At 46.2% G+C, this 13114-nt stretch carries 10 protein-coding genes; all 10 read left to right on the top strand.

The annotated features are described in order from the left end of the window. The first annotated feature begins 32 nt into the window (after nt 1–32). The 10 genes from QO189_RS03175 (at nt 33) to QO189_RS03130 (ending at nt 13058) form a co-directional block, all read left to right on the top strand. On the top strand, nt 33–779 hold the full coding sequence (locus tag QO189_RS03175; protein WP_201598872.1) for an amino acid ABC transporter permease: 747 nt from the start codon (nt 33–35) through the stop codon (nt 777–779). Then, nucleotides 776–1444, top strand: a complete 669-nt coding sequence (locus QO189_RS03170) for an ABC transporter permease subunit (RefSeq protein ID WP_201598870.1) — start codon at nt 776–778, stop codon at nt 1442–1444. The genes QO189_RS03175 and QO189_RS03170 overlap by 4 nt, the downstream gene beginning before the upstream one ends. Before the next feature lie 174 nt (nt 1445–1618). Then, entirely contained in the window at nt 1619–2350 is a 732-nt protein-coding gene (locus QO189_RS03165) for an amino acid ABC transporter ATP-binding protein (RefSeq protein ID WP_371531782.1), read from the top strand. Between the two features lie 201 nt (nt 2351–2551). Then, on the top strand, nt 2552–3805 hold the full coding sequence (locus QO189_RS03160) for an FAD-dependent oxidoreductase (RefSeq protein ID WP_371531496.1): 1254 nt from the start codon (nt 2552–2554) through the stop codon (nt 3803–3805). 371 nt (nt 3806–4176) lie between these two features. Beyond that, nucleotides 4177–5952: an AMP-binding protein gene (locus QO189_RS03155; RefSeq protein ID WP_371531495.1), complete on the top strand. Its 1776-nt coding sequence runs from the start codon at nt 4177–4179 to the stop codon at nt 5950–5952. A 134-nt stretch (nt 5953–6086) separates the two neighbouring features. After that, the gene (locus tag QO189_RS03150) at nt 6087–7697 is read left to right on the top strand and encodes a carboxyl transferase domain-containing protein (protein WP_371531494.1); all 1611 of its coding nucleotides are present in this window, start codon (nt 6087–6089) and stop codon (nt 7695–7697) included. Between the two features lie 165 nt (nt 7698–7862). Beyond that, the gene (locus QO189_RS03145) at nt 7863–8672 is read left to right on the top strand and encodes an enoyl-CoA hydratase/isomerase family protein (protein WP_371531493.1); all 810 of its coding nucleotides are present in this window, start codon (nt 7863–7865) and stop codon (nt 8670–8672) included. Between the two features lie 77 nt (nt 8673–8749). Next, nucleotides 8750–10849: an acetyl-CoA carboxylase biotin carboxylase subunit gene (locus QO189_RS03140; RefSeq protein WP_371531492.1), complete on the top strand. Its 2100-nt coding sequence runs from the start codon at nt 8750–8752 to the stop codon at nt 10847–10849. Nucleotides 10850–10908: 59 nt separating this feature from the next. Continuing rightward, complete coding sequence (locus QO189_RS03135; protein WP_371531491.1) at nt 10909–11829, top strand: hydroxymethylglutaryl-CoA lyase; 921 nt, start codon at nt 10909–10911, stop codon at nt 11827–11829. A 41-nt stretch (nt 11830–11870) separates the two neighbouring features. After that, the gene (locus QO189_RS03130) at nt 11871–13058 is read left to right on the top strand and encodes an isovaleryl-CoA dehydrogenase (RefSeq protein WP_371531490.1); all 1188 of its coding nucleotides are present in this window, start codon (nt 11871–11873) and stop codon (nt 13056–13058) included. Nucleotides 13059–13114: the final 56 nt, after the last annotated feature.

Below are 13114 nucleotides of genomic sequence, written 5' to 3'. Positions count from 1 at the left end.
AGGCTTATGAATCGCTGCTCGGAGAGACAACCATGAATTATAGCTGGAACTGGGGTGTGCTCTTTGAGCAAACTGGTATCGGTAACGAGCTTTATATCCATTGGATGATTACAGGTCTTGGCTGGCTGCTATTAATCGGCAGTATCGCATGGGCCATCGCCATGGTCGTCGGTACCATCTTTGGTATCATGCGCACCTTACCTAATAAGACTGCTCGTACGATTGGTACGGCTTATGTGACATTCTTTCGCAATATTCCACTGCTAGTACAATTGTTCTTTTGGTTTTACATCGCACCCGGCTGGCTGACGCCCACGATACAAGAATGGTGGTATAAGGACTTGTCTCCGAATACCTCAGCCATGCTATCGGCAAGTATCGGTCTTGGCTTATTTACCGCTGCTCGTATTGTTGAGCAAGTACGGACGGGTATCGAGTCGCTGCCTGATGGGCAGACCAATGCCGCCTACGCACTGGGCTTTAGCATTCCGCAAGTCTACAAAGAAGTGCTGCTACCGCAAGCCTTTCGTATTATCTTGCCGCCGCTCAGCTCGGAGCTGACCAACTGTTTCAAAAACGCCTCTGTCGCATCGCTCGTCGGGGTAATGGAGCTGATTAGCCAAACCAAAACCATCAGTGAATATACGCAGAATAGTATTGAGATCTATACCTATGCGACGATTGTCTATTTGGTTTTCAATTTATCTTTGATCGCTATTATGGGACTCATTGAGCGTAAATTGCGTGTACCTGGGCTTATTGCGGGAGGTCAGAAATGAATATGACCGAATTGGCAACAGCCTATCCTGGTTTGATGGGCGGCATGATAACCACCTTAAAAGTGCTGTTTTTGGCAATTATTGGTGGTATCAGCTTAGGCACGATACTAGCGTTGATGCGCTTATCTGGTATCAAGGCGCTTGAAGTACCTTCAAAGTTATACGTCAATTATTTCCGCTCAGTACCGCTGCTATTGGTACTACTGTGGTTTTATTTTGCCGTGCCGATGATTTATTTTTGGGTCGCAGGTAAGTATCTTCAGATCAATGCCGCTTTTGCGTCTTGTGTGGTCGCCTTTATGATGTTTGAGGCCGCTTACTTTTCAGAAGTGGTGCGTGCGGGTATTCAATCGATTGGTAGCGGGCAGGTCAATGCTGCCAAAGCACTGGGCATGACTTATGGGCAGACCATGCGTCTGGTCATCTTGCCGCAAGCCTTTCGCAAAATGCTACCACTGATTTTGCAGCAGTGTATCATCTTGTTCCAAGACACGACATTGGTATTCGCTATTGGTTTGACCGACTTTTTCCGCGCAGCCTATGTCCGCGGTGAGCTGATGGGATTACTCACACCTTATATCTTAGGTGCTGGCGCTGTCTACTTTGTGATTAGCTTAAGTGCATCGATTGGTGTGCAACAACTACAAAAACGCTTGCGGTTTTAATAGATATCTCGCTTAGGATTTTGAGCGTTAAAATTGTGGTTTGGTATTTTGATTTAATTTTTAAACGACGGTTATCGATAATAATGTGGTTAGGAGCCAGTAATGAGCAATGCTGATACATACATAAATTCCTTTGGTGGGCTGGTTACTAACAATGGTCATGCGACTGATGAGATGGTCATTCAAATGTCCAATGTCAGCAAATGGTATGGAGACTTTCAAGTACTAACTGACTGTACTGCGCACGTGCATAAAGGGGATGTGGTCGTGGTTTGTGGCCCTTCAGGTAGTGGTAAATCGACGTTGATCAAGACAGTCAATGGACTTGAGCCTTTTCAAAAAGGTGAGATCATGGTCAATGGCATCTCTGTCGGTGATTCAAAAACAAATCTGCCTAAGCTACGTAGCCGTGTCGGCATGGTGTTTCAGCATTTTGAATTGTTTCCGCATTTGACCATCATTGATAATTTGACAGTGGCACAGATCAAAGTATTGGGGCGCAAAGAGAGTGAAGCCAAGCAAAAGGCGATGGCGTATCTGGACCGCGTCGGTCTGACCGTACAAGCGGCGAAATATCCAGCGGAGCTATCAGGCGGTCAGCAGCAGCGCGTAGCGATTGCTCGTGCACTGGCTATGGATCCTGTGGCAATGCTGTTTGATGAGCCAACCTCTGCGCTCGATCCTGAGATGATTCAAGAGGTGCTCGATGTCATGGTCGAGCTGACTCGTGATGGCATGACCATGATGTGTGTGACTCACGAAATGGGCTTTGCCAGTCAAGTTGCCAACCGTATTATCTTTATGGATGAAGGGCATATCGTCGAAAACTGTAGCAAAGATGAGTTCTTTGAAGGCGCAAAAAGTGATCGTGCGCAGATGTTCTTATCGAAAATTTTGAATCATTAATCACTTTCTCCGTATTTATACTAGTGTTTGAAACACAGATGAAACCATCAATAAAAAGCGTCTATTAATAGACGCTTTTTTATGAGAGTGGATTTATAATTTCAGTTTGGATACGTATGTGAGTGCATGCCTGTTTACTGATACAATGGCTCCCATCCTTGTTGATAATTAAAATAATTCACAAACCATATTGGAGTTCCTATGAGCGTAGACAACCTATCTGTAGCATCGGCAACCTCGTCAAAAAGTGGCGTCGTCATCATTGGCGCAGGCTTGGCAGGCTGGCATGTGATTGATGCCATTCGTGCAAAAGATGCAGAGATTCCGATCACCTTGATTACCTCCGATAGTGGCGACCGTTATCACAAGCCGATGCTGACCATGGCGATCAGCCAAAACAAACGCGCATCAGACTTGGTGCGGGCATCTGGTAGCGATGCGGCAAAAACCGCAGGCGTGACGCTACTCGCCGACACACAGGTTACAGACATTGATACGGCTACCCAGCAGTTACAGCTTATCTCTGCTAATAGACCAGATCCCGCCCACACGGATTATGCGACGATCAACTATGGTAAGTTGGTACTGGCGATGGGTGCGCATCCTATTTTCCCTAAAAGTTTGCCGCAAGATCTGGTCTGGCATGTCAATCATATCGAGCGCTTTAGTCAGCTACAAGAAAAGCTAGCAACAGGTAGCCAACATGTTGCGATCGTCGGTGCTGGTATGGTGGGTACAGAAATCGCAGAAGACCTACTTAGAGCTGGTCATAAAGTAACGCTTATTGATTTAAATGATGCACCGCTTTCACAGATGCTACCAGCCAAAGCGACCGCACGTATCGCCAAAGCGATCGAGTCGCAGGGTATTCAATTCTTAGGTGGTTATCAAGTATCAGCTGTCACTCGTGTTAATAACGATGACAGCGAAGATGGCGAGAAGCTACAAGTAGCCTATGCCCCGTTATCATCGGATGCAGATAATACTGATACTCAGCCGCTCGAACCACTGATTGTAGATCATGTGATTGCAAGTACAGGTCTGACAGTCGATGAGCAATTACCTGCTGCGGCTGGTGTGGAGTTCGATCGCCGTACGGGTATCGTGGTGGATGCAGCGACGTTGCGTACCAATGCAGCGAATATCTATGCCATCGGCGACTGTATGTCTATCAACGGGGTTGCTTGTCGTTATGTTGCGCCATTACGCGCACAGGCTGCGACCATCGCTGATGATATCTTAGGGCACGAGCACAGCGGTTATGATCATAAGCCACCGATGATTCGTCTAAAGAACAAAGCCATTTCGGTGATGGTAACGGGTGTGCCAAACGCGGCTGGTAATTGGCAAGTGAAGACGGAAAGCGATGATGAGCTAATCATGGATTTGATCGATGATAATGAAGCCGTTAGCGCAACAGTAACGATTAAAGCGCCTGCAGTTCCTAAAGCATAACGATTGCAATACCGTTTTTTGAAAAACTAATAAAAGCACGTCATTTATAAGTAACGCCCTTTATTAGATTCTTTTCCAGACAATTCTGTGAAAAGACAGTATTGATGATTGAGCCAGCCCATTCCTTATGATGTGGCTGGCTTTTTTGTGTCAAATATTTGCCATGATTCTATGCTACCTTTTACTAAGTAGAAAGGCAGACTATCTAATTAAATGATACATACTGTATTGATATTGTTGACAGGCTTTCATTGATGGCGTTATAGTAGCTGAATGTTATGTAAGACCTGCCCAAGGAAGAAGGTTTGCACGCAGGCTATTAATAAATGCTATTTATAAATAATATAAAAAGTAAAACGAAAGGACTCGTTATGACTCAAACTCCTGATTTCGATTCGACTCGCGTTGACTTCGATGCTATTTTAAACAATATTCCTAGTATCAATATGGGCGCACGCTCAGCCAATGCACCACTTACTCAAAGCTATGACAAAGGTCCTGATGTACCGCTGATTGAAGCGACAATCGGTGACTTTTTTGATGCTATTGTCTCCAAATATCCTGAGCGCGAAGCACTGGTCGTCCGTCATCAAAATATCCGCTGGACGTATCGTGAGCTACAGCAGCAAGTGAACCAGCTAGCCAGTAGTATGATTGAGATGGGACTAGAGATTGGCGATCGTATCGGTATATGGTCGCACAACAATGCCGAGTGGTTGCTCATGCAATTGGCCACGGCAAAAGTCGGCGTTATCCTCGTTAATATCAATCCTGCCTACCGCACCTTTGAGTTGCAATATGCCCTAAATAAACTGGGCTGCTCAGCGCTCGTACTGATGCGTCATTTCAAAACCAGTGACTATGCCAGTTTAATCCGTGAGCTATGTCCTGAGATTTACCATAAAGACTACACTCAGCTCGATTTGGTCGAGATTCCAACGATTGAACGCATCATTTGGATTGATGAGCCAGAGTCGGACGAGACCTTTGGTTTTATGCAAAAATTCTCTGCATGGATGAGCGAGGGCGATGCCAACGATCCGCGTGTTGCCGAGCGTCAAGCTCAGCTTAAGAACACCGATGCTATCAATGTACAGTTCACCAGTGGCACGACAGGTACGCCAAAAGGCGCTACCTTAAGCCATCGCAATATCTTAAATAATGGCTACTTCATCGGTGAGGCCATGAATCTCACTGAAGAGGATAGGCTGTGTATTCCAGTACCCTTGTATCATTGCTTTGGTATGGTGCTTGGTAATCTAGCGATTCTCACGCATGGCGGTTGTATCGTATATCCAAACGACGGCTTTGAGCCATTGACCGTATTGCAAGCAGTCGAAGAAGAAAAGTGTACAGGTCTACATGGTGTGCCCACGATGTTTATCGCAGAGCTTGACCATCCTGAATTTGAAGATTTTGATTTATCGACCCTGCGCACGGGCATTATGGCTGGGTCTAGCTGTCCGATTGAGGTTATGCGCCGTGTCATCGATAAGATGCATATGAGCGAAGTCACCATTGCCTATGGCATGACAGAGACCAGTCCTGTATCTTGCCAGACCAATGAGCATACGCCACTTAATAAACAGGTCTCGACGGTAGGACTGGTACAGCCTGCGCTTGAAGTGAAAGTCGTTGATACGGAAACAGGTGAGATTGTCCCGCTGGGTGAGACGGGTGAGTTGCTTACACGAGGCTATTCCGTGATGAAAGGCTATTGGGGCAGCCGCTTTAAAACGCGTGAGGCTATCCAAGATGGCTGGATGCATACGGGTGACTTGGCCACAATGGATGAAGACGGCTACGTAAAAATCGTCGGCCGTAGTAAAGATATGGTGATTCGTGGCGGCGAAAATATCTATCCAGTAGAAATTGAAAATTATCTCTATCGCCATCCAAAGATTCGTGATGTACAAATCGTGGGTATACCCGACGAGCGTTATGGTGAAGTACTCGCGGCATGGATTATTCCGAAAGAACCTGGTTGCTTAACTGAACAAGAAGTACGCGAGTTCTGTAGTGAGCATATCGCTCACTATAAAGTGCCGACTTACTATCGCTTTGTGACTGAATATCCAATGACCATCACTGGCAAAATTCAAAAATATAAAATCATTGAGCAAATGAAAGAAGAGTTGGGTTTGTAGTAAGCTTACTTATCTGCTCTAAAAAACAAAAGACTAACCATGTGAGCAACGCTTAAAAATAGCAATTAGTATCATTTATATAAAAGCTACTCACATCTACGTATCTATCTATGTATAGGAAAAAAAGGGATATCATGAGCGCTATCATAACCAGTAAACTGAGTCCAAACTCAAGCGATTTTCAGCAAAACAGTGCCGCGATGCAAGAGATAGTCGATGACCTGTATGTACACTTGCGTAAAGTTGCCCAAGGTGGCTCAGAGCGCGCACGAGCCAAGCATCTAGCGCGTGGTAAGCTGTTACCACGTGAGCGCGTCGAGCGTTTATTGGATGTGGGCACCCCGTTCCTAGAAGTGGCACCGATGGCTGCACATGATATGTATGGCGAAGAGATTCCAGCGGCTGGCGTGATTGCTGGTATCGGTCGTATCAATGGTATTGAATGTATGATTGTCTGTAATGATGCCACGGTAAAAGGCGGCACGTACTATCCAATGACGGTCAAAAAGCATCTACGTGCCCAAGAGATTGCGCAAGAAAATCATCTACCGTGCGTTTATCTGGTTGATTCAGGTGGTGCAAACTTACCGAATCAAGATGATGTGTTCCCGGATAAAGAACATTTCGGGCGTATCTTTTTTAATCAAGCCAATCTCAGTGCGGCAGGCATACCACAGATTGCTGTGGTTATGGGTAGCTGTACGGCTGGCGGTGCGTATGTGCCTGCCATGAGCGATGAATCTATTATTGTCAAAGAGCAAGGCACCATCTTTTTGGGTGGGCCGCCACTAGTAAAAGCAGCAACAGGTGAAGAGGTTACCGCAGAGGATTTGGGCGGTGGTGATGTGCATACCCGACTGTCAGGCGTGGTCGATCATTTAGCGCAAAACGACACTCATGCGTTATCAATCGCTCGTAATATCGTCAGTCATCTCAATCGTCCTACAAAAAACATTCCTAATCAAATCACACCACGTCCGCCACGTTATGATGCTAAAGAATTGTACGGTGTGATTCCAACGGACAAGCGCAAGCCATTTGATATCAGAGAAATCATCGCGCGTATTGTTGATGACAGTGCCTTTGATGAGTTTAAAGCGCGCTTTGGTACGACGCTAGTGTGCGGGTTTGCCCATATCGAAGGGATGCCTGTTGGTATTATTGCTAACAACGGTATCTTGTTCAGTGAATCAGCGCAAAAAGGCACGCACTTCATTGAGCTGTGCTGTAAACGCAAAATCCCATTAGTATTTCTACAGAACATTACGGGCTTCATGGTTGGCCGCAAATATGAAAACGAAGGTATCGCTCGTCATGGCGCCAAAATGGTAATGGCTGTGGCTAATGCCAAAGTGCCAAAATTCACGGTCATTGTAGGTGGCTCGTTCGGCGCTGGTAACTATGGTATGTGTGGCCGCGCTTATAGCCCGCGTTTCTTATGGATGTGGCCAAATGCCCGTATCTCTGTCATGGGCGGTGAGCAAGCAGCGTCAGTATTGGCAACGGTCAAACGTGATAACTTTGATCGCAAAGGCGAAGCGTGGAGTGATGAGGACGAAGCGGCATTTAAAGCGCCGATTCGCGAAATGTATGAAGAGCAAGGTCATCCGTATTATGCTACCGCACGTATGTGGGATGACGGCGTAATTGATCCTGCTGATACCCGTAATGTATTGGCGTTAGGATTAAGCGCTGCGTATAACGCGCCGATTGAAGAGACAAAGTTTGGTGTCTTTAGAATGTAAGCGTTCTAAGGTGTTCTCATAATAATCGACTACTGCGTTAACCTCATTTGAAGTACGGTTTGTACATCTACGCTTAGTCTTTGTACTTAGTTCCCTTGTATTAACATTATTATGGATTGACCAAGAGTTTATTTAAGTATTTACATAAAAAATATAGAGAAAGTTATGCAAAAAGAAAGTGATAAAAATTATAAAAGCCTACTGGTTAAAGTGGAACAGCACGTGGCAACAGTGACGTTAAATCGTCCTGAGATACGTAATGCTTTTAACGATGAAATGATAGCCGAGCTAACCGATGCGTTCAATACGCTTGGTGCTGATGATGAAGTACGTGTCATTGTGCTAGCAGCTACTGGCAAGGCCTTTTGTGCCGGTGCTGACCTTAATTGGATGCGTGCCATGGCGGATTATAGCTATGAAGAAAATTTAGCGGATGCTGATAAATTGGCGCAAATGCTTAAGACTATTTATGAATGTCCTAAGCCAACAGTCGCGGCTATTCAAGGCGATGTTTATGCAGGTGGCATGGGTCTGGTCGCTGTTTGTGATGTGGCTATCGCCGTTAAGATTGCAAACTTTTGTCTGAGCGAAGTGCGTTTGGGCTTAGCCCCTGCTACTATCAGTCCTTATGTTATCCGAGCGCTAGGTGCTAGAGCGTCGCAGCGTTATTTCTTAAGTGCTGAAGTATTTGATGCCAAAAAGGCACGTCAGCTTGGTTTTATCCATGAGCGTGTTAGCGAAGAGTGGCTGGCCGATGAAGTGGCTGCGTTCTGTAACAAGGTCGTCAAAAATAGCCCTGACGCGGTCAAAACCTGCAAACAGCTATTACATGATGTCGCTGGTGTACCTATTACAGATGAGCTGATTGCCGACACGGTCAAAGGTATTGCTGATATCCGCTCATCAAAGCAAGGCCGCGAGGGTGTACAAGCGTTTTTGCAAAAGCGTAAACCTGATTGGCTAATGGCAGACTAACTAGTAGTAGAACAATGATAGGCAAATGGGCAAATAGACAAGATGTCAAATAATAACGACAAGACACAGGGATAGTTATGTTTTCTAAAATTCTAATCGCCAACCGTGGTGAAATTGCTTGCCGAGTGGCCGCGACTGCTAAGCGTCTTGGCGTCAGTACCGTTGCTGTTTATTCCGATGCGGATCTTGAGGCCAAGCATGTGGCCGTCTGTGATGAAGCGATTTATTTAGGTGGTTCGGCACCGAAAGACAGTTATCTCAAAGGCGATGCTATTATTGCGATAGCGCTTGAGACTGGCGCCCAAGCAATCCATCCAGGATATGGGTTTTTGAGTGAAAATGCAGACTTTGCACAGGCTTGCCAAGATGCTGGTCTAGTATTTATCGGTCCATCGGCGGAAGCTATCCGTGCTATGGGCGGTAAGTCTGAGTCCAAGCGCTTGATGGAGTCGGCTGGCGTGCCGCTGATACCGGGTTATCATGGTGATAACCAAGATACACAGTTTTTGCAGCAGCAGGCCGATAGTATTGGCTATCCTGTCTTGATTAAAGCCAGTGCAGGTGGCGGCGGTAAAGGCATGCGTATCGTTGAAAAAAGCAGCGATTTTATTGATTTGCTCGACTCATGTCGCCGTGAAGCGATTACCAGTTTTGGCAATGATCAAGTATTGGTTGAAAAATACGCGCTAAAACCACGTCATATCGAAATCCAAGTATTTGGTGATACGCATGGCAATTATGTGCACCTGTTTGAACGTGATTGCTCAGTACAGCGTCGCCATCAAAAAGTATTAGAAGAAGCGCCAGCGCCCGGTGTCGATACTGCCATGCGTGAAGCGATGGGTACAGCGGCAATCGAAGCAGCACGTGCGGTTGATTACGTTGGTGCAGGTACTGTTGAATTCATCGTTGAGCAGCGTGAAGACTCTATGAATTTTTATTTCATGGAAATGAACACGCGTTTGCAAGTTGAGCATCCGGTTAGTGAAGCCATTACTGGTGTCGATTTGGTCGAGTGGCAGCTGTTGGTTGCTGCGGGTCAGCCATTGCCAAAAACACAAGATGATCTGGCTATCAACGGTCATGCAATTGAGGCGCGTATCTGTGCCGAAAACCCTGACAACAATTTCTTGCCAGCGACTGGGACTTTATTCACTTATCAAAAGCCTGAGCATAGTACCTTTAACATTACCGATGTGCGTATTGACGATGGCGTACGTGAGGGTGATGTGATCAGTCCTTTTTACGACTCTATGATTGCCAAGCTTATCGTCCATGCTCCTACGCGCGAGCAAGCGTTAGCGAGACTTGATCGTGCATTGGCACAGACGCGTATCGTTGGTCTGCCAAATAACGTGGCATTTTTGCGTTATATTTTAAATACCGATTCATTTAGCAAAGCCAATCTCGATACGGCATTGATAGGGCGCGAGCAGGATAAGCTTTTTGACCAGCACCCTCTCGGATTATCAACCCTTGTGGTGACAGCTATTGCCCAGCAGCTTGCGAGTGAGGCGACCACGCAGGGCTCAGATCCATTTAGCAAGTCGACGGGTTTCCGTGCTTATAGCGACTATACTCGTTCATTTAGCTTGGTTTATGATGAGCAGGCTTATAGCGCTCGCATCAGTAATTGGCATAATGCGAGTTGTGCTGATAGCAAAAAAGGCGGTGATAGTCTCAATAGTTTTACGCTCGTCATTGGTAAAGAAATCGCGAATACGCAGGATGATAGCAATATCAATGTAGCTGCCCAGACCGAAACGATTTATGAAGGTCAAATTAGCTACGATAGCAGTGACGCGCACAATCATACCTTATGGTTAGAAGGTGCACGTATCAGTGCCCAAAGTTGGGTGAATAACGAGACGGTCTACGTATTCACAGATAGCGGACGTGATGAAATTACGCTTATTGATATCATGGCACATGTGGGCGAAGACACAGCAGCAGTTGGCAGTTTGAAGTCACCAATGCCAGGACAAGTGGTTGCATTCAAAGTAGCTGTTGGCGATACTGTGAAAAAAGGCGAGCCACTTGCCGTCATCGAAGCCATGAAAATTGAACATACCATTACCGCACCGACAGATGGTGTGGTAGCAGAACTATTATTTGCAGCAGGTGATTTGGTCGCTGATGGTGATGAGCTATTGCGCATCGATAGTGAGAGCGCATAGCTGACGAAGCCTAATAAGAAAGCCTCATCAAAGCGCAAATAACAAAAAGGACGACAAGTATGAGCCATTCGTATCCAAGCCATGTCACCATTGTTGATGTCAGTCCACGTGATGGACTACAAAACGAATCCATGACGGTACCGACTGAGGTTAAGCAAACGCTCATTAATGACTTGATTGCGGCGGGTGTCAAAAAGCTGGAAGCGACCAGTTTTGTTTCGCCAAAGTGGGTGCCACAAATGGGCGATAACAGCGAGTTGCTCGAAGTGCTAGCACCTACGCGGCAGACGGACGTTTGCTACTCGGTACTTGTGCCCAATATGCGTGGCTTTGAAAATGCTATCTTGCATCGTCCTGATGAAATCGTTATCTTTGGTTCAGCGAGCGAAACCTTTAGTCAAAAAAACATCAATTGTAGTATCGATGAGAGTATCGAACGTTTTGCACCAGTGGCTGCGGCAGCAAAAGCACAAGGTATAAAGGTACGTGGCGTGATTTCTTGTACGGTTGGTTGTCCCTATGAAGGCGAGATTGACCCAAGCCAAGTAGCCTATGTGACCAAGCGTCTGGTAGAGATTGGTTCAGAACAAATTGGCATTGCCGATACCATTGGTGTTGGTACGCCGCTCAAAGTGCAACGAGCGTTACAAGCTGCATTGGAGTATGCTGATATTTCTATGCTATCAGGTCATTTCCATGATACTTATGGCCAAGCGCTAAGCAATACTTTGGCTGCATTACAAATGGGTGTTAGTGAGTTTGATACCTCTGTCGCGGGCCTCGGTGGTTGTCCTTATGCCAAAGGCGCAACGGGCAATGTCGCCACCGAAGATGTGGTGTATATGTTGCATGGTATGGGTATCAGCACAGGTATCGATTTGGATAAATTGGTCGTGGCAGGCGAGCGTATCAGTGAATTTTTAAAGCGACCAAATGGCTCAAATGTAGCACGTGCTCTAATCAATAAACGTAAGTCTTAAAAATTATCGTAAAAATTAAATACTAAAAACAAGGAATGGTTATGAGTTTACCTGGATTAAATTTTCAGCTTGGCGAAGATATTGACGCGCTACGTGATGTCGTGCAGCAGTTTGCGGCAAACGAGATCGCTCCACGTGCTGCTGAGATTGATAGCAGCGATGAGTTCCCAATGGATTTATGGCAAAAAATGGGCGACCTCGGTCTACATGGTATTACCGTTCCTGAAGAGTACGGCGGCTCCAACATGGGCTACGTCGCACACATGGTCGCGATGGAAGAGATTAGCCGTGCTTCGGCATCGGTAGCGCTTAGCTATGGCGCACATTCAAACCTATGTATTAACCAAATCAAACGTAATGGTTCTGAGGCACAAAAGCAGAAATATCTGCCGAAACTCATCAGCGGCGAGTTCATCGGTGCACTGGCTATGAGTGAGACAGGCGCTGGCTCAGACGTCGTCAGTATGAAGCTCAAAGCCGAAGAAAAAGACGGCAGCTATGTGTTGAACGGTAGCAAGATGTGGATCACCAATGGCCCTGATGCAGATGTGATGGTAGTTTATGCCAAGACCAACCCTGAATTGGGTGCAAAAGGCATGACGGCCTTTATTGTTGAAAAAGGCATGGAAGGCTTTGGTACAGCGCAAAAGCTGGACAAGCTCGGCATGCGTGGTAGCCATACTGGTGAGATGACTTTTAATAATGTAAAAGTACCAAGTGAAAATATCTTGGGCGGTCTCAATGAAGGCGTCAAGGTGCTGATGAGTGGCCTAGATTATGAGCGCGCCGTGTTGGCTGCAGGTCCTATCGGTATCATGCAAGCAGTAATGGACAATGTCGTGCCTTATATCCATGACCGCAAACAGTTTGGTCAAGCGATTGGTGAGTTCCAGCTTATCCAAGGTAAAGTTGCGGACATGTATACGATACTACAAGCCGGTCGTAGCTTCTTATATACTGTCGGGAAAAACCTCGATATGTTGGACGCGCGTGGTGCGGGTCATAGTCGAGAAGTGCGTAAAGATTGCGCCAGTGTGATTCTATGGTGTGCCGAAAAAGCCACATGGATGGCAGGTGAGGGGATTCAAATATTTGGCGGTAATGGGTATACCAACGAGTATCCGCTTGGACGTTTTTGGCGCGATGCCAAGCTATATGAGATTGGCGCAGGTACTAGCGAGATTCGTCGTATGTTGGTCGGTCGTGAGCTGTTTAACGAGACGAAATAGATACGACTGGTTGTTGATAGCCTAACTTTTATTCGAACGTTTTTTGTTTTAAGATC

Source organism: Psychrobacter sp. Arc29 (assembly GCF_041431175.1).
Classification (GTDB): domain Bacteria; phylum Pseudomonadota; class Gammaproteobacteria; order Pseudomonadales; family Moraxellaceae; genus Psychrobacter.
This window is presented reverse-complemented; position numbering and strand designations above follow the sequence as displayed.